Genomic DNA, 21,075 nt, shown 5'->3' with positions numbered 1-21,075 from the left:
GGATTGTCCGCTCGTACCGTCAGCGCGTGTGGTAGTTCGGCGCCTCGGTGGTCATCTGGATGTCGTGCGGGTGGCTCTCCTTGAGGCCGGCCGCGGTGATCCGCACGAAGCGGCCCTTCTCCTTCAGCTCGGGGATCGTCGCGGACCCGACGTACCCCATGGAGGAACGCAGGCCGCCGATCAGCTGGTGGGCCACCGCGGAGAGCGGGCCGCGGTAGGGCACCTGGCCCTCGATGCCCTCGGGGACGAGCTTGTCCTCGGACAGCACGTTGTCCTGGAAGTAGCGGTCCTTGGAGTAGGACTGCGCCTGCCCGCGCGACTGCATCGCGCCGAGCGAGCCCATGCCGCGGTACGACTTGAACTGCTTGCCGTTGATGAAGAGCAGCTCGCCCGGCGACTCCTCGCAGCCGGCGAGGAGGCTGCCCAGCATCACGGTGTCCGCGCCGGCCGCGATGGCCTTGGCGATGTCGCCGGAGTACTGCAGGCCGCCGTCGCCGATCAGCGGGACGCCGGCCGGGCCGGCCGCGAGGGAGGCCTCGTAGATCGCCGTCACCTGGGGCGCGCCGACGCCCGCGACCACGCGGGTGGTGCAGATGGAGCCGGGGCCGACACCGACCTTGATGCCGTCGGCGCCCGCGTCGATCAGCGCCTGGGCGCCGTCACGGGTGGCGACGTTGCCGGCCACCACGTCGATCTTGATGTTGGCCTTGACCTTGGCGACCATGTCGAGGATGCCGCGGCTGTGGCCGTGGGCGCTGTCGATGACCAGGAAGTCGGCACCGGCCTCGACCAGCCGCTGGGCGCGGAGGAAGGACTCGTCGCCGACGCCCACCGCGGCGCCGACCAGCAGACGGCCCTCGGCGTCCTTGGCGGCGTTGGGGTACTGCTCGGCCTTCACGAAGTCCTTGACCGTGATCAGGCCCTTGAGGCGGCCCTCGTCGTCGACGAGCGGCAGCTTCTCGATCTTGTGCTTGCGCAGCAGGTCCATCGCGTCGACGCCGGAGATGCCGACCTTGCCGGTGACCAGCGGCATCGGCGTCATGACCTCGCGGACCTGCCGGGAGCGGTCGCTCTCGAAGGCCATGTCGCGGTTGGTCACGATGCCCAGCAGCTTGCCGGAGGGGTCGGTGACGGGGACGCCGCTGATGCGGAACTTGCCGCACAGGGCGTCGGCCTCGGCGAGGGTGGCGTCGGGGTGGACGGTGATCGGGTCGGACACCATGCCGGACTCGGACCGCTTGACCAGGTCGACCTGGTTGACCTGGTCCTCGATGGACAGGTTGCGGTGGAGGACGCCCACACCGCCCTGGCGGGCCATCGCGATGGCCATCCGCGCCTCGGTGACCTTGTCCATCGCCGCCGACAGCAGCGGGATGTTCACACTGACGTTCCGGGAGACCTTCGAGCGGGTGTCGACCTGGTTCGGCACGACGTCCGACGCACCCGGGAGCAGCAGCACGTCGTCGTAGGTGAGTCCGAGCAGCCCGAACTTCTCGGCTACTCCGTCGGCGTTCAACGTCATGACACCTTCCCCATGGTCTTGCCCGGCGAGATGTTCAATGCTAATGGCTCCCGCGGGTAACCAGTTCCGCCCCTGGAGCGGGGCCGGGGGCGGCGTCCGCTAGGCGCTCAACCCGGGGGCGCCCGCGGCGGCTTCCTCCGCCAGCGCCCGCAGCCGGGACAGCGCACGGTGCTGGGCCACCCGGACGGCGCCCGGCGACATGCCGAGCACCTGACCGGTCTCCTCGGCGGTGAGACCCACGGCGACGCGGAGCAGCACCAGCTCCCGCTGGTGCACCGGAAGGTTGGCGAGCAGCTTCTTCGCCCACTCCGCGTCACTGCTGAGCAGCGCCCGCTCCTCGGGCCCGAGCGAGTCGTCCGGCTGCTCGGGCATCTCGTCGGAGGGCACGGCCGTCGAGCCGGGACCGCGCATCGCGGCCCGCTGGAGGTCGGCGACCTTGTGTGCGGCGATGCCGAAGACGAAGGCCTCGAAGGGCCGCCCCTGGTCCCGGTAGCGGGGCAGGGCGCACAGCACCGCGAGGCACACCTCCTGGGCGAGGTCGTCCACGAAGTGGCGCGCGTCACCCGGCAGCCGCGACAGTCGGGTCCGGCAATAGCGCTCGGCCAGCGGGTGCACATGGGCGAGCAGGTCGTGCGTCGCCTGCTCGTCGCCGTCCACGGCTCGACGTACGAGTGCCCCTATGGCTGTCTCATTGCCGGTGGCCTCGTCGCGCATCCGTCCATAGTGCATCCCCGCAAGCCGCTCCGTGGGCTCGGACCCGTGGTTGTGCTCCGAAGCGTTATGCGGCGCGCCGTGTGGAGCGCTTCGAGGGACCGCACCGGCCGTAGTCATGTCACGCACCCGCCGCCCCGCCCGACCGTGTCCCCGAGAGTCCATACCTCAAGCATGCGCCCTCGGCGCGGAAACCGGTACGAGCGGGGCAGCCGCACGGCCGCCCCGCAGCTCTTCGGCCCCTCAGCCCTCACGAGGCCGCCGCCTCAGCGCACCAGGCCCCAGCGGAAGCCGAGCGCCACCGCGTGGGCCCGGTCCGAGGCGCCGAGCTTCTTGAACAGGCGTCGCGCGTGCGTCTTGACGGTGTCCTCGGAGAGGAAGAGCTCGCGGCCGATCTCGGCATTGGAGCGGCCGTGGCTCATGCCCTCCAGCACCTGGATCTCGCGGGCGGTCAGCGTCGGGGCGGCGCCCATCTCGGCCGAGCGCAGCCGGCGCGGGGCGAGCCGCCAGGTCGGGTCGGCCAGCGCCTGGGTGACCGTGGCCCGCAACTCGGCGCGCGAGGCGTCCTTGTGCAGGTATCCGCGGGCACCGGCGGCGACCGCGAGGGCCACCCCGTCCAGGTCCTCGGCGACCGTGAGCATGATGATGCGGGCGCCGGGGTCGGCGGACAGCAGCCGCCGTACGGTCTCGACGCCGCCGAGGCCGGGCATCCGGACGTCCATGAGAATGAGGTCCGAGCGGTCGGCGCCCCACCGGCGGAGGACTTCCTCGCCGTTGGCCGCGGTCGTCACACGCTCCACGCCGGGCACGGTCGCGACCGCGCGGCGCAGGGCCTCTCGGGCAAGCGGGGAGTCGTCGCAGACGAGAACGGAAGTCATGACCGTCCTCCGCAGCTGATCCGCGTCACGTTGAGCCTCCAGGCTGAATCGTTCACCGGTGGGGACGACAGCCTCGGGCGCCTGCCCGATTAGTTCGACCGCCAACCACTTCCGCACCTTCAACGACCCTCACTCGAAAGAGTTACGGAGTTTGGCGGCCCACTCCCGCACTCTCCGTGCGCGGACCGACACGGATCAGCAACATCGCAGGTCGCGGGCGTTCGCCGGGCCTCAAAAACCGGCACAACGGGCGCCCGCTTGCAGCACACGCCAGCCGCCGACCGGGGGGCAATGTCAGATTTTGCCTGTTTGGAGGCTTTTTACCCGCATGGCGGGAGTTCGTTGGCGATTTTGTGATGAATCATATTTACATCTACTTCGACAGTAGATGTAACGTCGACAACACCTTCCCAGAGCTTCGCGCCTGGACGGTGTCCCTGCAGCCCACCTCTCGAGGAGATGAGCAATGGCAGACTTCTCCCGCCTCCCGGGCCCCAACGCCGACCTCTGGGACTGGCAGCTGGTAGCCGCCTGCCGTGGTGTCGACAGTTCCCTGTTCTTCCACCCCGAGGGAGAGCGCGGCGCCGCCCGGAGCGCGCGTGAGGCGGCGGCGAAGGAGGTGTGCATGCGCTGCCCCGTCCGCGCCGAGTGCGCGACGCACGCTCTGACGGTCCGCGAGCCCTACGGGGTCTGGGGCGGACTCACCGAGGACGAGCGCGAGGAGATGATGGGCCGGTCCCGCAACCGGGTCATGAGCTCGCACGCCACCGGCAGTCACTGACTCACCGGACATCAGCCACAGAGGAAACGTTTCATCACATGCGACGGGGCCCGCGGTGCCGCGGACTCGGACCGTCGGGGGGCGCGCGGGGCCGCGGGTCGCAGCCGCTCCGGCGTACGGTCGTGCCGTGGCTCGCACGCCAATACGCGGCCGTATCCCCTCCAGCGCCCGGCCGCGCCGAGACCCGTCCCCGACGCCACCCGGCCGATCGCCGCCGGACAGTCGTCCGTGGCGAAGTCGATGCGCCGCTCCAAGCGCTCGTGCCCGCGCGCGCGACCGGGTGCCGACGACGTAACCAGCCCGCCGTCCACGGCTCGTCCGCGAGGTCGCACAGCCGCACCCGCTCCAGCGCCTCATCCGCCGGCTGACCGCCTGCTGGGTGCGGCCCCGTTCCCGCTCGGCGCCCGACAGTGAGCCGGCACGGGCCACGGCACGCAGCACACGGAGGTGGCGGGCCTCCAACACGCCCCGAGCGGGGGCGTCCCCCGGGGGTCGCGTTCCGTGATCGACGATGGACTTCGGGCCGCCCGGGGCGCAGGCTGAGGAACCATGGACATCGCCGGGGAATTCGCGCTGGACGCCGGGATCACCTACCTCAACACCGCCTCGTCGGGCATCGGCCCGCTCCGCTCCGTCGAGGTGCTGCGTACCGCCGTGGCCGCCTGGTCCGACGGCACCGACGACTGGGTGCGCGACGAGCGCGCCCTGGGCGCCGCCCGCGCCGCATACGCCCGCCTCACGGGGGTCACCGCCGACCGCGTCGCGGTCGGCTCCTCCGTCACCACCCATGTCGGCATGATCGCCGCGGCCCTCCCCGCCGGGGCCGAGGTCGTGCTGGCCGACGGCGACTTCAGCTCGCTGGTCAACCCCTTCACCTCCCGCGCCGACATCACGGTGCGCACCGTGCCCCTGGAGGGGGTCGCCGACGCCGTACGTCCCACCACCGGCCTCGTGGCGGTCAGCGCGGTGCAGTCCGCGGACGGCCGGGTCGCCGACCTGGCGGCGGTGCGCGAGGCCGCGTCGCGGCACCGGGCGCGCGTGCTCGTCGACGCCACCCAGGCGGTCGGCTGGCTGCCGCTGAGCGCGGACGGCCTCGACTACGTCGTGTGCGGCGGCTACAAGTGGCTGCTCGCCCCGCGCGGGGTGTCCTTCCTGACCGTGCGGGAGGGCGCCGAGGACGGGCTGTCGGCGCAGTTCGCCGGGTGGTACGCGGCCGAGGACCCGTGGGCCGACTGCTACGGGCCGGTCGCACGTCTCGCCGATTCCGCCCGGCGGTTCGACGTGATGCCGCCGCTTCTGCCGTATCTGGCCGGGGCGGCCTCGCTGGGGCTGATCGAGGAGCTGGGCGTCGAGGCCGTCGGCGCCCACGACGTCGCGCTGGCCGAGCGCTTCCGGGCGGGTCTGCTGCGGCTCGGCCACAAGCCGGTGCCCTCCGGCGCGCGGGCCTCGGCGATCGTGGCCGTCCCGGGCCTCGGCGACGCGGCGCGGCGGCTGGCCGCCGCAGGCATCCGGGTCTCGGCCCGCGCGGGGAACCTGCGGGCGGCCTTCCACCTGTACAACACCGAGGCGGACGTGGACCGGCTGCTGCGGGTGCTCGCGGGCTGAGGCCTGTCGTCGCCCCGGCCGCCGGAAAACACCTCGCCGGGGGCCGGGCGGGCGCCGTACCGTCGCGGGATGAAGCTGCTCTCGGTGAACGTGGGCCGGCCCCGTCCGAACCCGTGGAAGACCAGTGGAACGACCGGTATCGACAAGCACCCGGTGCCGGGCCCGGTGGCGGTGACGGCGCCGGGCCCCAAGGGCACCGGCGCGGTCGGCCTGGCCGGCGACCGGGTGTACGACGTGGCGCACCACGGCGGCACCGACCAGGCGGTCTACGCCTACGCCCGGGAGGACCTCGACACCTGGGAACGCGAACTCGACCTGCCGCTGCGCAACGGCATGTTCGGGGAGAACCTGACCACCTGGGGGCTGGACGTCAACAGTGCCCTGATCGGCGAGCGCTGGCGGATCGGCGGGCAGGGCGGCGCCGTCCTGGAGGTGTCCTGCCCGCGGGTCCCCTGCGCCACCTTCCAGGGCTGGCTGGAACAGGGCGGCTGGATCAAGCGGTTCACGCGGGCCGCGCTGCCCGGCGCCTACCTCCGGGTCGCCGAGGCCGGACAAGTCCGGGCCGGCGACCCGGTCGAGGTCGTCCACCGCCCGGACCACGAGGTCACCGTCGCGCTGACCTTTCGGGCGGTCACCCTGGAGCCCGCGCTGCTCCCCCGGCTGCTGGCGGCGGACGCGCTTCCGCGGGACGTGCGCGCCGCGGCCCGCAGACGCACGGGGGCTGACTAGCCTGCGGCCATGACGACTTCACTGATCACGGGAGCCACCGCGGGAATCGGCGCGGCGTTCGCGCGCCGGCTGGCGGAGGACGGTCACGCCCTCGTCCTCGTCGCCCGCGACGAGCAGCGGCTGGAGGAGTGCGCGGAGCGGCTGCGGCGCACGTACGGGGTGGCGGTCGAGGTGCTGCCCGCCGACCTGTCGGCGGACAAGGGCATCGAGGCGGTCGAGGCACGGCTGCGCGACCGGGAGCGCCCGGTCGACGTGCTGGTCAACAACGCGGGCTTCGGCAACCGCGGCGGCTTCGGCGACGTGCCGATGACGGACGAGCTGACCATGCTCAAGGTGCACTGCGAGGCGGTGCTGCGGCTGACCGGCGCCGCGACCGCGGCCATGCGGGAGCGCGGGCGCGGCTTCGTGATCAACGTGGCCTCGGTGGCGGCCTTCCTGCCGCGCGGCACGTACGGGGCGAGCAAGGCGTGGGTGGTGAACTTCACCCAGGGCGTGGCCCGCGAACTGGCGGGCACCGGGGTGCGGCTGCTGGCGCTGTGCCCGGGCTTCGTCCGCACCGAGTTCCACCAGAGGGCCGGGATGGACACGAACGGCATCCCCTCATGGGCGTGGCTGGACGCCGACAAGGTGGTCATCGCCGCCCTGCGGGACCTCGCCCGCGGCCGCTCGCTGAGTGTGCCCGACCCCCGCTACAAGGCCGCGGTGCTCGCGGCCAGGCTGGCGCCGGGCGGGGCGCTCGGCCGGTTCTCGTCGAAGGCGGGGCGGCGCTTCGGGCCGGTCTACCCCCGCGACTGAGGGCCCGTCTCCGGCAGCCCGAAGGCCCCCGTTCCCAGGTGCGGGAACGGGGGCCTTCGCGGTCCAGCTCAGTGGGAGTGGCCGTGACCGTGGCCGTGACCGGCCTCGGCGGGCTCCTCCTCCTTCTTCTCCACCACCAGGGTCTCGGTGGTGAGGAGCAGGGAGGCGATGGAGGCGGCGTTCTCCAGGGCGGAGCGGGTGACCTTGACCGGGTCGATGACGCCGGACTTCACCAGGTCGCCGTACTCGCCGGTCGCGGCGTTGAAGCCGTGGCCCTTCTCCAGCTCGGACACCTTGGAGGTGATGACGTAGCCCTCCAGGCCGGCGTTCTCGGCGATCCAGCGCAGCGGCTCGACCGCGGCGCGGCGGACGACCGCCACACCGGTGGCCTCGTCGCCGGTCTTGCCGAGGCCGTCCTCGAGCACCTTGACCGCGTGGACGAGCGCGGAGCCACCACCGGAGACGATGCCCTCCTCGACCGCGGCGCGGGTCGCGGAGATGGCGTCCTCCAGACGGTGCTTCTTCTCCTTCAGCTCGACCTCGGTGGCCGCGCCGACACGGATGACGCACACGCCGCCGGCCAGCTTGGCGAGGCGCTCCTGGAGCTTCTCGCGGTCCCAGTCGGAATCGGTCGAGGCGATCTCGGCCTTGATCTGGTTGATCCGGCCGGAGATCTCCGAGGACTCGCCGGCGCCGTCGACGATGGTGGTGTCGTCCTTGGTGACGGTCACGCGGCGGGCGGTGCCGAGCACGTCCAGGCCGACCTGGTCGAGCTTGAGGCCGACCTCCTCGGCGACGACGGTGCCACCGGTGAGGGTGGCGATGTCGCCCAGCATGGCCTTGCGGCGGTCGCCGAAGCCGGGGGCCTTGACCGCGACCGCGTTGAAGGTGCCGCGGATCTTGTTGACCACCAGGGTCGACAGGGCCTCGCCCTCGACGTCCTCGGCGATGATCAGCAGCGGCTTGGAGGTGCCGGCCTGCAGGATCTTCTCCAGCAGCGGGAGCAGGTCCTGGATGGAGGAGATCTTGCCCTGGGTGATGAGGATGTACGGGTCCTCCAGGACGGCCTCCTGGCGCTCCTGGTCCGTCACGAAGTACGGCGACAGGTAGCCCTTGTCGAAGGCCATGCCCTCGGTGAAGTCCAGCTCCAGACCGAAGGTGTTGGACTCCTCGACGGTGATGACACCGTCCTTGCCGACCTTGTCGATCGCCTCGGCGATCAGCTCGCCGACCTGCTTGTCCTGGGCGGACAGCGCGGCGACGGCGGCGACGTCGTCCTTGCCCTCGATCGGGCGGGCGGTCGCGAGCAGCTCGTCCGAGACGGCCTTGACGGCCGCGTCGATGCCCTTCTTCAGGGCGGCCGGGGAGGCTCCGGCGGCGACGTTGCGCAGACCCTCGCGGACCAGCGCCTGGGCGAGCACCGTGGCGGTGGTGGTGCCGTCACCCGCGATGTCGTTGGTCTTGGTCGCCACCTCCTTCACGAGCTGCGCGCCGAGGTTCTCGTACGCGTCCTCGATCTCGACCTCACGGGCGATGGTGACACCGTCGTTGGTGATGGTCGGGGCGCCGAACTTCTTGTCGATGACGACATTGCGGCCCTTGGGGCCGATGGTCACCTTCACGGTGTCGGCGAGCTTGTTCACGCCGCGCTCAAGGGCGCGACGCGCGTCCTCGTCGAACTTCAGGATCTTGGCCATACCGGCGGAATTCCTCGTCTTTGGGTTCTCGTCGAAGACCGCGCCCCGGGCCCCCGGTCCGTACGAGGACTCGGTGTGCCCGGGGCGTGGTCACGGCATTTCTCGCTTGCGCGCGGCGCCGGTCCTACTTCTCGACGATCGCGAGGACGTCGCGAGCCGAGAGGACGAGGTACTCCTCGCCGCTGTACTTGACCTCGGTGCCGCCGTACTTGCTGTACAGCACGATGTCGCCGACCTTGACGTCGAGCGGGATGCGGTTGCCGTCCTCGAAGCGACCCGGGCCGACGGCCAGGACGACGCCCTCCTGGGGCTTCTCCTTGGCGGTGTCCGGGATGACCAGACCGGAAGCGGTGGTCTGCTCGGCATCGAGCGGCTGGACCACGATGCGGTCCTCGAGCGGCTTGATGGCAACCTTGGTGCTGGTGGTCGTCACGATCCGACCTCCCCCTTCAAAGGGCTCACGGGAGTGTCTGTCTGGGGTGGCGACCTGGTAGGCCCGTCGTCGCGGGTGCCGGACCTGCCCGTCGCGTTTGTGCTGGCACTCGACATGGCCGAGTGCCAGGTCCGAGATTATGACGCGCTTAGCACTCGGTCAAGCGGAGTGCCAACGCCGCGCCGTACGAGCCGCTCCCCCTGAGCTCAACGGAGTGCCCGGACGCACTGTTCCGGGCGCGCGGCTTCGCCGAGCCGCTCACGGGGCCAGTCCAGGACACGCCGGTCCCGCGGGACAATGGACGGCGTGGATCTTGACGCGTTCTCGGCTCTTCTGACCGACGAGGGGCAGTCACTGCTGGCCTCCCTGCGGGACTACGACCCCGCCGCCGAACTGGCGACCGCGACACGGCTGCGGCGGGAGCACGACGCCGGGCTGGTGGCGGCGGCGCTGACGCAGGCCCGGCTGCGGCAGCGAGCGGCGGCGAAGTTCGGGGAGGACGCGTACCGGATGTACTTCACGCCCGACGGGGTCGAGCAGTCGACGCGGGCCTCCGTCGCCCGGCACCGGGCGGAGCGGTTCGCCGCGCTCGGGGTGCGGCGGCTGGCGGACCTGTGCTGCGGGATCGGCGGGGACGCCGTCCCGCTGGCCCGCGCCGGGGTGGAGGTGCTGGCGGTCGACCGTTCCGAGCTGACCTGCGCGGTGGTGCGGGCGAACGCGGAGGCGCTGGGGCTGGCCGGCCTGATCGAGGTGCGCTGCGCCGACGTGACGGAGACCGCCACGGACGGCTTCGACGCGGTCTTCGTCGACCCGGCCCGACGCGGCGGACAATCAAGAGGTGCAGCGCGCAGCGCTTCGCAAGAAGGGCGGTGGCGGGCGACGGGCGGGCGGATCTTCGACCCCGAGGCGTACTCCCCGCCGCTGTCGTGGGCGGTGGCGGCGGCGCGGAAGGCGCCGCTGGCCGCCCTGAAGGTGGCGCCGGGGATCCCGCACGAGGCGGTGCCGCAGGAGGCCGAGGCGGAGTGGGTCTCCGACCACGGCGACGTGAAGGAGGCCGTGCTGTGGTTCGGCACCGCGCCGGGCGCCCGCCGCGCGACTCTGCTGCCGTCGGGCGCCACGCTGCCGGCGGCCGGCCTGCCCGACCCGCAGGTGCGCCCCGTGGGGCGCTGGCTGTACGAGCCGGACGGCGCGGTCATCCGGGCCCACATGGTGGCCGACGTGGCGGCGCAGGTCGGCGGCGGGCTGATCGACCAGACCATCGCGTACGTCACCTCGGACGAGCCGCACTCGACGCCCTACGCGACCGCCTACGAGATCACCGATGTGCTGCCCTTCAACCTCAAGCGGCTCAAGGCGCTGCTGCGCGAACGCGAGGTCGGCGTGCTGACCGTGAAGAAGCGCGGATCGGCCGTCGAACCCGAGGAGGTACGCCGCCGGGTCAAGCCCCAGGGCCCCCACGCGGCCACGGTCTTCCTGACCCGCGTCGCGGGCGCCCCGAGCATGCTGCTGGGCGCCCCGGCCCCCACGGACACCCGCACCCCCCGCTGACAGCGACCCAGGCACACGCGCGGACCGCTCAACCCTCCACGAACGGCTACAGCGCCCCCAGCAGACCTCTCGCCATCCCCGGCACCTCGGTGAGCGCACCGGCGAGGGCGGTGGGTCCGCAGTCGTCCAGGGCGGGGCCGGTGTAGCCCCAGGCCGCGCCGATCGAAGGGATCCCGGCGGCCGCCGCGGCGGCCACGTCGGAGGGGCTGTCCCCGACGAAGCAGGCGCGCCCCGGCGGCACCCCGAGGCGGTCGAGCGCGAGCAGGACGCCCTCCCCCGAAGGCTTGGGCGCGGCGTCGCCCCACCCGACCACCACGCCGAAGTACGCGGACAGCTCCGCGGGGACGAGCCGCGCCACCCGGCTCGCCGGCTGCATGGTCACCACCCCGATCGCCATGCCGGAGGCCGCGAGCTCGCGCAGCACGCCGGCCGCGTCCGGGAACGGCGACGCCCCCCACCGGGCGAGGGCGAGCGCTTCCTCCCAGGCGGCACCGAAGACGGTCTCCTCGTCGGTCACGCCGAGCCGCGCGAGCAGTTCGTGATGGGGGAGGTGGTCGAGTCCGGCCGGCAGACGGCTCTCGTCCACGGGCGCTCCCAGGGCCGCGCGGGCGACGTCGAGGATCGCCCGCCGCATCGCCCGCCGGCTGTCGAGAAGGACGCCGTCGAGATCGAAGAGGACGGCGCAGCCGGAGTCGGTCATCGGGTCTTCTCGCCACCTGCCGGAACGCCTCCCGGACACCGGTCGTCCGGCAGGACGCCTGCTCAGGAGGCGCCAAGGCAGAAGCCCGGTTGCGATCGACGCCGGGCTCATCATACGACCGGCCGTCCCGCGACCAGGGCCTACGCCCCCTCCGCCACCGACTCGAAGCGCCAGCGGTGCACGGCCCGCCGGGCCAGGCCCTCGGCCGGCTCGGGCAGTTCGGGCAGCTCCGCGTCGTACGGGGCGTCCCACCAGGTGATGACCAGGACCCGGTCCTGCGGGGCGGAGAAGGTCTCCCGGCGCAGCGGGGCCGGCGACAGCGACCGAGCGCGGGCCCACGCCAGCAGTTCGGGCCCGCGCCCCTCGACGGCGCGGGCCTCCCACATCAGGGCGACGGTCATGAGTAGAGGTTGCTCTTGCTGAGCTCGTGGACGTGGTCGTGGTCGTGCGTGTGGCCGGGCACGGACACGTCCGTGACCTGGAGCGAGGAATCCGCCGGCAGGTCCCACGTGGAGGACGGCCGGCCGCGGGCCACCATCTCCGCGCCGAGGGCCGCGACCATGGCGCCGTTGTCGGTGCACAGCTTGGGCCGCGGCACGCGCAGGACGATCCCCGCGCCCTCGCAGCGCTCCTGCGCCAGCGAGCGCAGCCGGCTGTTGGCCGCGACGCCGCCGCCGATCATCAGGTGGTCGACGCCGTTGTCCTTGCAGGCCCGGATCGCCTTGCGGGTGAGCACGTCGACGACGGCCTCCTGGAAGGACGCGGACACGTCCGCGACCGGCACCTCCACGCCCTCGCGCCGCTTGGACTCGATCCACCGGGCCACGGCCGTCTTCAGGCCGGAGAAGGAGAAGTCGTAGAGCGGGTCGCGGGAGCCGGTCAGGCCGCGCGGGAAGCGGATAGCGGCCGGGTCGCCCTCGCGGGCCGCGCGGTCGATGGCCGGGCCGCCGGGGAAACCGAGGCCCAGCACCCGGGCTACCTTGTCGAAGGCCTCGCCCGCCGCGTCGTCGATGGTGGAGCCCAGCGGGCGCACGTCGCCGGTGATGTCGGGCGCCAGCAGCAGCGAGGAGTGGCCGCCGGACACCAGCAGCGCCATCGTCGGCTCGGGCAGCGGCCCGTGCTCCAGCTGGTCCACGCAGATGTGGGAGGCGAGGTGGTTGACCCCGTACAGCGGCTTGCCGAGCGCGTAGGCGTACGCCTTGGCCGCGGACACGCCGACCAGCAGCGCGCCCGCGAGCCCGGGACCCGCGGTGACGGCGATCCCGTCGAGGTCGGAGGCGGCGACGCCGGCCTCCTTCAGCGCGCGCTGGATCGTGGGGACCATCGCCTCCAGGTGCGCGCGGCTGGCGACCTCGGGCACGACGCCGCCGAAGCGGGCGTGCTCGTCGACGCTGGAGGCGATCGCGTCGGCGAGCAGCGTGTGCCCGCGCACGATGCCGACACCGGTCTCGTCGCAGGACGTCTCGATGCCGAGGACAAGGGGCTCGTCAGCCATGGATGGTCTCTGTTCCTTGTAGTCCCGGTACGTCAGTGGATGCCGGCAGCTCGCCGAGCCTCATCACGAGCGCGTCGACGTTGCCCGGCTGGTAGTAGCCGCGCCGGAAACCGATCGGCTCGAAGCCGAAGCGCTCGTACAGCCGCTGGGCGCGGACGTTGTCGACGCGCACCTCCAGCAGCACCTCGTGGCACTCGAAGGCGGTGGCCTGGCGCAGCAGTTCGGCGAGCAGCAGTGTGCCGAGGCCGGTGCCCCACTGCTCGGTGGCGACGGCGATGGTCTGCACGTCCCCGGTGCCGGCGACGGCGGCCAGGCCCCCGTAGCCGGCGATCCGTCCGGCCTCGTCCTCGGCCACCACGTAGTGCCGGGTGGCCGACGGATGCCGCGCGTCGGCCAGTTCGGACCAGAACATGCCGCGCGACCACGCGTCGTCCGGGAAGAGCCGGTGCTCCAGCTCCATCACCGGGTCCAGGTCCCACCAGCGCATCTCGCGCATCACCGCGGTCACTTCGGCAGGACCGCCTTGTAGCCGGCCGGCACCTGGGCGTCCGGACGGCGCAGGTACAGCGGCAGCGCGGGGAGGAAGTCCTCGCCATCCGCCAGCTTCACCGCGGCGAGGGCGGCCAGCGCGGCGGCGGACTGGTCGGCGGGCGGCCGGACGTCGGTGAAGACCCCGGGGTAGAGGGCGGCGCCCGCGCCGACCGCGGGCACCCCGCCGACCTCGCCCGCGATGTCGCCGGGCCGGTCCACGGCCGGGTCGGTCACCCGGGCCCGCGGGCCCTCGTACCGGGCCCAGTAGACCTCCTTGCGGCGGGCGTCCGTCGCCACGACGAACGGCCCCTCGATCCCGGCGGCGTACGCCAGCCCGTCGAGGGTGCAGATCCCGTGGACGGGGACGCCCAGCACGTCGGCGAAGGAGACGGCGGTCACCAGGCCGACGCGCAGCCCCGTGTACGGGCCGGGTCCGACGCCGACCACGATCCCGGTCACGTCGCCCAGCCCGGTCCCCACCTCCCGCAGCACTCGGTCCACGGCGGGCATCAGCAGTTCCCCGTGCCGTCTCGCGTCGATCTCCGTCGACTCTGCGAGCACGCGCCGGCCGTCGTGCAGGGCGACCGTCACGGCGGGGGTTGCGGTATCGAAAGCAAGCAGCAGCACGCGTTCAGCCTACGGCGTTCACCGGGGTGGCCCCGCCAGGACGGGGCCACCACCGCGGCCCGGGACGGCGCTCCCGTCAGCGTGCGGCCCGGCTGCTAACGTCAACCCAGCGTGACGCCCACCTCCGGAGGAAAGCCGTGGCAAGGATCGGTTCAGGGACGATCGTGACCGGACTGACCGCAGCCGCGCTGGCCGGCGTCGGCGTGCTCGCCGTCCAGGCCTCCAGCTCCGCGGACGAGATGCCCAAGGGCGTCCGCAGCACGGACACCGGCGGCGCCCGCGACACCTCCGTGGCCGCCTCCGCCTCGCCCGAGCCGGCGAAGAAGAACGAGCTCCCCGCGGCCTCCGGCAGCGGCACCAGGGTCGTGTACTCGCTCGGCGCGGACCGCGTGTGGCTGGTCGGCGACGACGGGAAGGTGCGCACCACGTACGTGGTCGTGCCCGGCACCGTCGATCCCGCCCCCGGCACCTACTCCGTGACCTCCCGCAGCGCCGGCGGGGTCGGCGGTGACGGTGTGGCCGTCGAGAACGTGGTGCGGTTCACGACCGTGGACAACGTGGTGATCGGCTTCAGCGCGGCGAAGGACGGCTCGCTGCCCGACCCCCCGCCCCCGGGCCGGCAGACGGGCGGCATCCGCGAGAAGCGGAAGGACGGCGCGACGCTGTGGAAGTTCGCGACTGTCGGCAGCAAGATCGTCGTCGTCCGCTGATTCCCCCGGAAGAGTGAACGCCCAAGGGGTCGTTCGGCGGGCGCACAGGGCCTGCCGTCGAATTCACGCCGGTCGCCCGGAGGCCGGGGCCCGCATTGTCCGGCGCGGTGCGTCGCACGGCGGACAGCCGTCCTCGTAGTGGGCCACCCGGACGATTCGACAACGCAGCCGGGCGGCGCGGGGCAGGCGTGAATGTGACGGCAGGCCCTGGCTATGCCGCGTCCGCCTCAGGGCGGGTCCTGGTCTCGTCCTGCGCCGCGTGCGGCTCCGGCTCCTGCTCCTCGGGCTCGCCGCCCGGTGGGGTGCACACCGCGTTCGCCGCCGCGGCCGCCGCGAGCAGCGCCTGCATCGAGTAACCCGGCTCCGGCTCCGGGGCCGTGTGGGCCGACATGGATGCCTCCTGGGTCCGACGGGGTCGGGTCAGGCAGCCCTAACCAGCTCCTGGAGTCCAGCAGAACACGGGAGACGTGCCGTACGCAATATCTTCCCGACACCATGTCGGAACGGTTGCGCGCTCAGACGCCGAGCCCGGCCAGGTCCTCACCGGCCCAGCGCGCGCCGACCCCGGTGACGACGACCTCGCGCACGTCGTGGTCCTCCTGCCCGTTCGCCGCGACCTCGCCCACCGCGCGGTGGATCACCAGCTGCAGCCGGTCGTCGGAGAGCTCCTCGACCTTGCCCTCGCCCCACTCCACCACGACCACCGACTCCGGCAGCGAGACGTCGAGGTCCAGGTCCTCCATCTCGTCCAGCCCGCCGGAAAGCCGGTACGCGTCCACGTGCACCAGCGCCGGACCGCCGCGCAGCGAGGGGTGGACCCGTGCGATCACGAAGGTCGGCGACGTCACCGCGCCCCGCACGCCCATGCCCTCGCCGAGGCCACGGGTCAGCGTCGTCTTGCCCGCCCCCAGGTCACCGCTGAGGACGACGAGGTCGCCGGCGCGCAGCAGCGGCGCCAGACGGTGTCCCAGCTCGCGCATCTGGTCGGGGGTCTTTACCGTGACCCGGATCGCTTCCATGCCGATGGCTTCCATGCCCATGTGCCCGAATGCTACGCGCCGCCGGAGACCACCCGTTCCGCCCTGTCGGGCGTCGCGGGCCGCGGCACCGCCAGTTCACGCAGCGCCTGCGGGACCGGGGCGCGCGAGGCGTCGGCCGCCTCGGCGAGCAGCGCGGCCAGGTGCGTGTTGACCAGCTCGGGGTGTTCCATCATCACCAGGTGCCCGGCCCCGGGCACCACCACCAGCTCGGTGTCCGGCAGACGCTCGGCGATGGCCCGGCTGTGCTCACTGGGCGTCAGGAGGTCCTTGTCCCCGGCCAGTACGAGCCCGGGCAGGCCGTCCAGCACGTCCAGGGCCTCGCTCTTCTCGTGCTCGGTGAAGGCCGGGTAGAACTCGCCGACGACGTCGATCGGGGTCGACTCGATCATCCGCTCGGCGAACCGCGCGACGCCCGGGTCCACGTCGGAGCCGAAGGAGTAGCGCTTGATGATCCCGGCGAAGAGGTCGGCCGTCGCCCGGCGCCCCCGTTCCACCAGGTCGACCTGCGTGCCCAGGATCCGCAGTACCCCCGGCGCCAGCGCCCGCAGCGCCCGCGCGCCCGCCGCCGGCAGGCCGAGCGTCACGCTGGCCAGCCTGCCGGAGGACGTACCGACGAAGGCGAAGCCGGCCACGCGCGCGTCCACCAGATCGGGGAACTGGTCGGCGAACGCCATCACGGTCATGCCCCCCATGGAGTGCCCGACGAGCACCAGCGGGCCCTCCGGCGCGGCGGCGTCGAGGACCGCCTTCAGGTCGCGGCCGAGCTGGTCGATCGTGGCGGGCTCGCCGTCCGCCTGGTCCTTGCCCCGGCCGGAGCGGCCGTGGCTGCGCTGGTCCCAGTAGACGGCGCGTATCGCCCCGCGCAGCGCGGCGCGCTGGAAGTGCCAGGAGTCCTGGTTGAGGCAGTAACCGTGGCTGAAGACGACGGTCAGCGGCGGCGCCTGGCCACCGCGGCGGAAGATCTGCCAGCGTCGCGGCGGCGCGGCCGCGTCGGCCGCCGCCGGGTCCGCCTCCTCGACCTCGTAGTAGAGCTCGGTGCCGTCCTCCGCGGTGACCCGCCCCGGAACGCCGCGCAGCGAGCCGTAGGGCCCGGCCAGGTCGAGGGCGAGCCGGGCACGCTTGCGCATGCCCCGGCCGACCGTGGCGCGCTCCAGCGCCACGCCCGCGGCGGCGCCCGCCGCGACCACGCCGATGGCCGCGCCGACGATCCCGGCGCGCTGCCAGCGACCGGAAGCAGCGGCCGCTTCGGCCACCGCCTCGATCGCCCCCGTTGCCTTGCCGCTGTCCGTCATGGCCGTATCGCTGCTTCCCCTCCGCTACGCGCTCACGTACCCACGTAGACGCGCGGCACCCGGGTCCCGATCCGAGTGACGATCTCGTACGCGATGGTGCCCGCCGCCCGCGCCCAGTCCTCGGCGGTCGGCTCACCGCGGTCACCAGGGCCGAACAGTACTGCCTCGTCTCCCGCGGCGGCACTGTCGCCGCCGAGGTCGACCACGAACTGGTCCATCGCCACCCGCCCGGCGACCGTCCGCCACTTGCCCGACACCAGCACGGGGCCGGTGCCCGAGGCGTGCCGCGGGATGCCGTCGGCGTACCCGACGGGCACCAGGGCGAGGGTCGTCTCGCCGGGCGTCGTGTAGTGGTGCCCGTACGAGACCCCGTGGCCGCCGGGGACGCGCTTGGCCGAGGCCAACCGCGCCGACAGCGTCATCACCGGCCGCAGCCCGAAGTCGGCCGGGCCGCCGACCTGCGGGATCGGCGAGATCCCGTAGATCGCCACCCCGGTCCTGACGAGGTCGAAGTGCGCCTCGGGCAGGGTCAGGGTGGCCGGGGAGTTCGCCATGTGCCGGACCTCGGGGCGCAGCCCGGCGCGCTCGGCGGTCTCCAGGGCGCTGCGGAAGACGGCGAGCTGCGCGGCGATGGAGGGGTGACCGGGCTCGTCGGCGCACGCGAAGTGCGACCACAGCCCGGTGACCGTCACCAGGCCCTCCGTCTCGGCGGCGCGGGCGGCGGCGACCAGGTCGGGCCACTGCGCGGGCTGGGCGCCGCCCCGGCCCAGGCCCGTGTCGGCCTTCAGCTGGACGCGCGCGGTCCGGCCCGCGGCCGCGGCGGCCTCCGAGACCTCGCGCAGCGCCCACGGCGAGCTGACCGTCACGTCGACGTCCGCCTCCACGGCGGCCTGCCACGGCCCGCCCGGCGTCCACAGCCAGCACAGCACGGGGGCCGTGATCCCGGCCGCGCGCAGCGCCAGCGCCTCCTCGGGCGTCGCCGTGCCGAGCCAGCCGGCGCCCGCCTCCAGGGCGGCCCGGGCGCAGGGCACCATCCCATGGCCGTAGGCGTCCGCCTTGACCACGGCCATGAGCCCGGAGCGGGGCGCGCGGGCGCGGAGCGCCGCGACGTTGGACCGCAGGGCGGCGAGGTCGATCGTGGCCTGGGCGCGCAGATTCGTCTCATCCATCGCGCCCAGTGTCTCAGGCCGGCCCCGTGCGGCCGTCACGTGGCGGGTTTCGCGCCCCACACGTACACCGCCTCGTGGAGCTTCAGGAGGTTCCACAGCAGGCGCGCGTTGCGGTTGGAGAGGTTGACGCAGCCGTGCGATCCGGGCGCCTTGTAGACGCTGCCGGGGGTCGCGTGCATCGCCTGGCCACCGCTGAAGAACTGGCTGTACGGCATCGGGGCGTCGTAGATGTCGGAGACGTGGTTCTTGTGGCGCCAGTAGACGGTGAAGTAACCGGTACGGGTGAGGTAGCCCTTGCGGCCGCTGCGGATGGCAACCGGGCCGAAGACGACCTTGGTGCTGCTGCTCTGCACCCACAGCAGCTGGCGGTTGAGGTCGATGCAGACCAGGCGCTTGCCCCGGGCCGGGGCCGGGCACCGGCGGGAGGCGTTCGGGCCCTTCCTGGTGGCCTCGTCGAGCCGGAGCCAGCCCCAGGTGGTGGGGCCCGCGAAGCCGGTGGCGGGGACGATGCCCTTGGACTTCTGGTAGTGGCGGATCTCCGCGCAGTCGGCCTCGGACTGCTTGCCGTTCACACGCAGCCGCAGCCTCTTCTCGACCTCGCGCTGGTAGGGGCCGGTGAAGGCCGTGCAGTACTCGCGACGTTCCGGGTTCTCCCGGTGCTCCTCGGCGTTGTCCGGGGCCTCGTCGGCGTTGTCCCGGTCCTCGTCGGCGTAGTACGGGTCCTCGTCGGCGTTGTCCGGGTCCTCATCGGCGTAGTACGGGTCCTCGTCGGCGGCCCGCTTTTCCTCGGCGGCCCGCTCCTCCTCGGCGGCCCGCTTTTCCTCGGCGGCCCGCTCCCGCTCGAATGTGCGCGCCCGCTCGACGTCCTCGGCCGGAACGAACTCCACCAGCTGCGGGTCCACCCAGTCGTCTTCCGTGTCCTCGGTGGGCACGACACTGCGTGTGGGCTCGGCCGTCGACGTGCCGATCCTGCGGGGCAGGGCGCCCTGGTCGGGGGTGTCGACCTGCCGGGAGGCGTCCGGGCCGAAGGGGACCCCGGGGACGAGACGGTCGACCGGCACCGGCCACTCGTCGTCCGCGGCGGCAGTCGTGTGCATACCGAGTGCGGCGAGGGCGGTCACCGCGGAGGTGAGCAGCCGCACCCTGCTTCTGGCATACGTTCCCATGAACACACAAATTGACGTGCCGATGCCCGGCGGAACGCCGCGTCGGCGGAGTCCACCCGTTTCGCCCAGTTGACGGCGGCTCAGGACCTGATGTCGCGCCAGGCGGCGGGAAGGGCCGCGGCCACGTCGTCCGCGGCGATCGGCGCGCCGACCGGGCCCGCGGCGACCCGCGCCGACAGGCCGTGCAGGTAGGCGCCGGCGGAGGCCGCGTCTCGCGGGGCGAGCCCGGCGGCCAGCAGGGACCCGGTGATCCCGGAGAGCACGTCACCGCTGCCCGCCGTGGCCAGCCAGGACGTCCCCGTGGGGTTGACCCGGACCGGCACCCCGGACTCCGGGGACGCGACGAGCGTCGTGGAGCCCTTGAGCAGCGCCGTCGCGCCGAACTCGTCGGCCAGCCGCCGCACATGGTCCAGCCGCGCCGCCTCCACCTCCTCGCGGGCCACCCCGAGCAGTGCCGCCGCCTCCCCCGCGTGCGGGGTCAGCACGGTGCCGGCGGCGCGGGAGCGCACGACGGCCCGGTCCAGCAGCCGCAGGCCGTCCGCGTCGACGAGCACGGGCACGTCCGAGGCGAGCACGTCGTCCACCGAGCGCTGGGCCTCCGGCCCGTCGCCCAGCCCCGGGCCCACCACCCAGGCCTGCACCCGGCCGGCCTTGTGCGGTGGCCCGGACGACACCAGGGCCTCCGGGAAGCGGGCCAGCACGGCCGCCGCCCCCGGGCCCACGTACCGCACCGCCCCCGCGCCCGCGCGCAGCGCCCCCGCCACCGCGAGCACGGCGGCGCCGGGGTAGCGCTCCGAGCCCGCGACGACGCCGATCACACCGCGCCGGTACTTGTCGCTCTCGGCGTCCGGACCCGGCAGGAGGGCGGCCACGTCGGCGTGCTGCAGCGCCTCCAGGTCGGGCGGCGTGCCGTCCAGCCAGGGGCCGAGGCCGATGTCCACCAGGCGCAGGGCACCCGCGTGCTCGGCGGCGGGGTCCACGAGCAGGCCCGGCTTGTACGTGCCGAAGGTCACCGTCATGTCCGCCCGCACCGCCGCGCCCCGGACCTCGCCGGTGTCGGCGTCCACACCGCTGGGGAGGTCCACGGCGACCACGACCGCCCGGGACGCGTGCGCGGCCTCCGCCAGCGGCGCCGCCTCGGGGCGCAGGCCGCCCTTGCCGCCGATGCCCACGATGCCGTCCAGTACGAGGTCGGCGCGATGGATCAGCGCCTCGGCGCCGTCCGGGGCGACCGCACGGCCGCCCGCGGCGCGCAGGGCCGCCAGGCCCCGGCGGTGCGCCTTCCGGGGCGCCAGCAGGACAGCGGTGACGCCCGCCCCCCGCCGCGCGAGGCGCGCCCCCGCGTACAGGGCGTCGCCGCCGTTGTCCCCGCTCCCGGTCAGCACGACGACGCGGGCCCCGTAGACCCCGCCCGCGGCGCCGAGCGCGTTCGCGCACGCCGCGGCCAGCCCGGCCGCCGCCCGCTGCATCAGGGCCCCCTCCGGAACCCGCGCCATGAGCGCCCGCTCGGCCGCCCGTACGGTCTCCACGCTGTACGCCACCCGCATGCGGCCATGTTCCCACCGCGCGGGGTTCGTTGCGCGCCGGCGGTGCTCGTGGGTGCACCCGGTGGCGGGGGGGGGGGGGGGGGGGGGGGGGGGGAGAGG

Annotated in this window: 22 protein-coding genes; 6 read left to right on the top strand and 16 right to left on the bottom strand. The window is 73.6% G+C overall.

Going from position 1 to position 21,075, the window contains the following annotated elements:
- Positions 1-19: 19 nt before the first annotated feature.
- The 3 genes from guaB to ACRWNP_RS28810 all read right to left on the bottom strand — a co-directional run bounded on the left by guaB (position 20) and on the right by ACRWNP_RS28810 (position 3,111).
- Entirely contained in the window at positions 20-1,522 is a 1,503-nt protein-coding gene (gene guaB, locus ACRWNP_RS28820) for an IMP dehydrogenase (protein ID WP_431966412.1), read from the bottom strand.
- Between the two features lie 99 nt (positions 1,523-1,621).
- Positions 1,622-2,236, bottom strand: coding sequence for a sigma-70 family RNA polymerase sigma factor (locus tag ACRWNP_RS28815; protein WP_431966410.1), 615 nt, complete (start codon positions 2,234-2,236; stop codon positions 1,622-1,624).
- Between the two features lie 263 nt (positions 2,237-2,499).
- Complete coding sequence (locus tag ACRWNP_RS28810; RefSeq protein ID WP_003948568.1) at positions 2,500-3,111, bottom strand: response regulator transcription factor; 612 nt, start codon at positions 3,109-3,111, stop codon at positions 2,500-2,502.
- Between the two features lie 466 nt (positions 3,112-3,577).
- Between ACRWNP_RS28810 and ACRWNP_RS28805 the strand changes: the two genes are divergently transcribed.
- The 4 genes from ACRWNP_RS28805 (at position 3,578) to ACRWNP_RS28790 (ending at position 7,021) form a co-directional block, all read left to right on the top strand.
- Entirely contained in the window at positions 3,578-3,892 is a 315-nt protein-coding gene (locus ACRWNP_RS28805; RefSeq protein WP_319138961.1) for a WhiB family transcriptional regulator, read from the top strand.
- A gap of 549 nt (positions 3,893-4,441) precedes the next feature.
- Positions 4,442-5,497: an aminotransferase class V-fold PLP-dependent enzyme gene (locus ACRWNP_RS28800; RefSeq protein ID WP_431966408.1), complete on the top strand. Its 1,056-nt coding sequence runs from the start codon at positions 4,442-4,444 to the stop codon at positions 5,495-5,497.
- Between the two features lie 69 nt (positions 5,498-5,566).
- Positions 5,567-6,226 carry an MOSC domain-containing protein gene (locus ACRWNP_RS28795; RefSeq protein WP_431966406.1) on the top strand — a complete coding sequence of 220 codons (660 nt, stop codon included), beginning with the start codon at positions 5,567-5,569 and terminating at the stop codon, positions 6,224-6,226.
- 9 nt (positions 6,227-6,235) lie between these two features.
- Positions 6,236-7,021 carry an SDR family NAD(P)-dependent oxidoreductase gene (locus ACRWNP_RS28790; protein WP_431966404.1) on the top strand — a complete coding sequence of 262 codons (786 nt, stop codon included), beginning with the start codon at positions 6,236-6,238 and terminating at the stop codon, positions 7,019-7,021.
- A 68-nt stretch (positions 7,022-7,089) separates the two neighbouring features.
- On the opposite strand, the gene groL is transcribed toward ACRWNP_RS28790, so the two are convergent.
- On the bottom strand, positions 7,090-8,718 hold the full coding sequence (gene groL, locus ACRWNP_RS28785) for a chaperonin GroEL (RefSeq protein ID WP_431966402.1): 1,629 nt from the start codon (positions 8,716-8,718) through the stop codon (positions 7,090-7,092).
- A 124-nt stretch (positions 8,719-8,842) separates the two neighbouring features.
- Positions 8,843-9,151, bottom strand: a complete 309-nt coding sequence (groES, locus tag ACRWNP_RS28780) for a co-chaperone GroES (protein ID WP_319158003.1) — start codon at positions 9,149-9,151, stop codon at positions 8,843-8,845.
- A gap of 297 nt (positions 9,152-9,448) precedes the next feature.
- Between groES and ACRWNP_RS28775 the strand changes: the two genes are divergently transcribed.
- On the top strand, positions 9,449-10,699 hold the full coding sequence (locus tag ACRWNP_RS28775) for a class I SAM-dependent methyltransferase (RefSeq protein WP_431966400.1): 1,251 nt from the start codon (positions 9,449-9,451) through the stop codon (positions 10,697-10,699).
- 46 nt (positions 10,700-10,745) lie between these two features.
- Here the strand turns inward: ACRWNP_RS28775 and ACRWNP_RS28770 are convergent, their stop codons facing one another.
- The 5 genes from ACRWNP_RS28770 to tsaB form a co-directional block, all read right to left on the bottom strand.
- Positions 10,746-11,399 carry an HAD family hydrolase gene (locus tag ACRWNP_RS28770; protein WP_431966398.1) on the bottom strand — a complete coding sequence of 218 codons (654 nt, stop codon included), beginning with the start codon at positions 11,397-11,399 and terminating at the stop codon, positions 10,746-10,748.
- A 140-nt stretch (positions 11,400-11,539) separates the two neighbouring features.
- Positions 11,540-11,800, bottom strand: a complete 261-nt coding sequence (locus ACRWNP_RS28765; protein ID WP_431966396.1) for a hypothetical protein — start codon at positions 11,798-11,800, stop codon at positions 11,540-11,542.
- A complete protein-coding gene (gene tsaD / locus ACRWNP_RS28760; RefSeq protein ID WP_431966394.1) occupies positions 11,797-12,894 on the bottom strand; it encodes a tRNA (adenosine(37)-N6)-threonylcarbamoyltransferase complex transferase subunit TsaD in 1,098 nt (365 codons plus the stop codon). The genes ACRWNP_RS28765 and tsaD overlap by 4 nt, the downstream gene beginning before the upstream one ends.
- Positions 12,887-13,390: a ribosomal protein S18-alanine N-acetyltransferase gene (gene rimI / locus ACRWNP_RS28755; protein ID WP_431966471.1), complete on the bottom strand. Its 504-nt coding sequence runs from the start codon at positions 13,388-13,390 to the stop codon at positions 12,887-12,889. The genes tsaD and rimI overlap by 8 nt, the downstream gene beginning before the upstream one ends.
- 8 nt (positions 13,391-13,398) lie before the next feature.
- A complete protein-coding gene (gene tsaB, locus ACRWNP_RS28750) occupies positions 13,399-14,052 on the bottom strand; it encodes a tRNA (adenosine(37)-N6)-threonylcarbamoyltransferase complex dimerization subunit type 1 TsaB (RefSeq protein ID WP_431966392.1) in 654 nt (217 codons plus the stop codon).
- A gap of 164 nt (positions 14,053-14,216) precedes the next feature.
- On the opposite strand from tsaB, the gene ACRWNP_RS28745 reads away from it, so the two are divergent.
- Positions 14,217-14,762, top strand: a complete 546-nt coding sequence (locus ACRWNP_RS28745; protein ID WP_431966390.1) for a hypothetical protein — start codon at positions 14,217-14,219, stop codon at positions 14,760-14,762.
- 211 nt (positions 14,763-14,973) lie between these two features.
- Here ACRWNP_RS28745 and ACRWNP_RS28740 read toward each other — a convergent pair whose 3' ends face one another.
- The 6 genes from ACRWNP_RS28740 to ACRWNP_RS28715 all read right to left on the bottom strand — a co-directional run bounded on the left by ACRWNP_RS28740 (position 14,974) and on the right by ACRWNP_RS28715 (position 20,976).
- A complete protein-coding gene (locus tag ACRWNP_RS28740; RefSeq protein WP_431966388.1) occupies positions 14,974-15,153 on the bottom strand; it encodes a hypothetical protein in 180 nt (59 codons plus the stop codon).
- A 124-nt stretch (positions 15,154-15,277) separates the two neighbouring features.
- Entirely contained in the window at positions 15,278-15,802 is a 525-nt protein-coding gene (gene tsaE / locus ACRWNP_RS28735) for a tRNA (adenosine(37)-N6)-threonylcarbamoyltransferase complex ATPase subunit type 1 TsaE (RefSeq protein WP_431966386.1), read from the bottom strand.
- A gap of 11 nt (positions 15,803-15,813) precedes the next feature.
- Positions 15,814-17,094, bottom strand: coding sequence for an alpha/beta fold hydrolase (locus ACRWNP_RS28730; RefSeq protein WP_431966384.1), 1,281 nt, complete (start codon positions 17,092-17,094; stop codon positions 15,814-15,816).
- 32 nt (positions 17,095-17,126) lie between these two features.
- Positions 17,127-18,263 carry an alanine racemase gene (alr, locus tag ACRWNP_RS28725; protein ID WP_431966382.1) on the bottom strand — a complete coding sequence of 379 codons (1,137 nt, stop codon included), beginning with the start codon at positions 18,261-18,263 and terminating at the stop codon, positions 17,127-17,129.
- A 35-nt stretch (positions 18,264-18,298) separates the two neighbouring features.
- Positions 18,299-19,429, bottom strand: a complete 1,131-nt coding sequence (locus ACRWNP_RS28720) for a L,D-transpeptidase (protein WP_431966380.1) — start codon at positions 19,427-19,429, stop codon at positions 18,299-18,301.
- 80 nt (positions 19,430-19,509) lie between these two features.
- The gene (locus ACRWNP_RS28715; RefSeq protein ID WP_431966378.1) at positions 19,510-20,976 is read right to left on the bottom strand and encodes an NAD(P)H-hydrate dehydratase; all 1,467 of its coding nucleotides are present in this window, start codon (positions 20,974-20,976) and stop codon (positions 19,510-19,512) included.
- Between the last annotated feature and the right edge of the window lie 99 nt (positions 20,977-21,075).

Origin of the sequence: Actinacidiphila sp. bgisy160 (assembly GCF_965342435.1) — a bacterium.
GTDB lineage: Bacteria > Actinomycetota > Actinomycetes > Streptomycetales > Streptomycetaceae > Actinacidiphila.
Note: the sequence above shows the minus strand (reverse complement) of the source record. Positions and strands in the feature narration are given on the sequence as shown.

What these genes read in the sequence shown, in the direction of transcription:
- guaB (WP_431966412.1), bottom strand. Translation starts at nt 1,522, where the DNA reads ATGACGTTGAACGCCGACGGAGTAGCCGAGAAGTTCGGGCTGCTCGGA.
- ACRWNP_RS28815 (WP_431966410.1), bottom strand. Translation starts at nt 2,236, where the DNA reads ATGCGCGACGAGGCCACCGGCAATGAGACAGCCATAGGGGCACTCGTA.
- ACRWNP_RS28810 (WP_003948568.1), bottom strand. Translation starts at nt 3,111, where the DNA reads ATGACTTCCGTTCTCGTCTGCGACGACTCCCCGCTTGCCCGAGAGGCC.
- ACRWNP_RS28805 (WP_319138961.1), top strand. Translation starts at nt 3,578, where the DNA reads ATGGCAGACTTCTCCCGCCTCCCGGGCCCCAACGCCGACCTCTGGGAC.
- ACRWNP_RS28800 (WP_431966408.1), top strand. Translation starts at nt 4,442, where the DNA reads ATGGACATCGCCGGGGAATTCGCGCTGGACGCCGGGATCACCTACCTC.
- ACRWNP_RS28795 (WP_431966406.1), top strand. Translation starts at nt 5,567, where the DNA reads ATGAAGCTGCTCTCGGTGAACGTGGGCCGGCCCCGTCCGAACCCGTGG.
- ACRWNP_RS28790 (WP_431966404.1), top strand. Translation starts at nt 6,236, where the DNA reads ATGACGACTTCACTGATCACGGGAGCCACCGCGGGAATCGGCGCGGCG.
- groL (WP_431966402.1), bottom strand. Translation starts at nt 8,718, where the DNA reads ATGGCCAAGATCCTGAAGTTCGACGAGGACGCGCGTCGCGCCCTTGAG.
- ACRWNP_RS28775 (WP_431966400.1), top strand. Translation starts at nt 9,449, where the DNA reads ATGGACGGCGTGGATCTTGACGCGTTCTCGGCTCTTCTGACCGACGAG.
- ACRWNP_RS28770 (WP_431966398.1), bottom strand. Translation starts at nt 11,399, where the DNA reads ATGACCGACTCCGGCTGCGCCGTCCTCTTCGATCTCGACGGCGTCCTT.
- ACRWNP_RS28765 (WP_431966396.1), bottom strand. Translation starts at nt 11,800, where the DNA reads ATGACCGTCGCCCTGATGTGGGAGGCCCGCGCCGTCGAGGGGCGCGGG.
- tsaD (WP_431966394.1), bottom strand. Translation starts at nt 12,894, where the DNA reads ATGGCTGACGAGCCCCTTGTCCTCGGCATCGAGACGTCCTGCGACGAG.
- rimI (WP_431966471.1), bottom strand. Translation starts at nt 13,390, where the DNA reads ATGCGCGAGATGCGCTGGTGGGACCTGGACCCGGTGATGGAGCTGGAG.
- ACRWNP_RS28740 (WP_431966388.1), bottom strand. Translation starts at nt 15,153, where the DNA reads ATGTCGGCCCACACGGCCCCGGAGCCGGAGCCGGGTTACTCGATGCAG.
- tsaE (WP_431966386.1), bottom strand. Translation starts at nt 15,802, where the DNA reads ATGGGCATGGAAGCCATCGGCATGGAAGCGATCCGGGTCACGGTAAAG.
- ACRWNP_RS28730 (WP_431966384.1), bottom strand. Translation starts at nt 17,094, where the DNA reads ATGACGGACAGCGGCAAGGCAACGGGGGCGATCGAGGCGGTGGCCGAA.
- alr (WP_431966382.1), bottom strand. Translation starts at nt 18,263, where the DNA reads ATGGATGAGACGAATCTGCGCGCCCAGGCCACGATCGACCTCGCCGCC.
- ACRWNP_RS28720 (WP_431966380.1), bottom strand. Translation starts at nt 19,429, where the DNA reads ATGGGAACGTATGCCAGAAGCAGGGTGCGGCTGCTCACCTCCGCGGTG.
- ACRWNP_RS28715 (WP_431966378.1), bottom strand. Translation starts at nt 20,976, where the DNA reads ATGCGGGTGGCGTACAGCGTGGAGACCGTACGGGCGGCCGAGCGGGCG.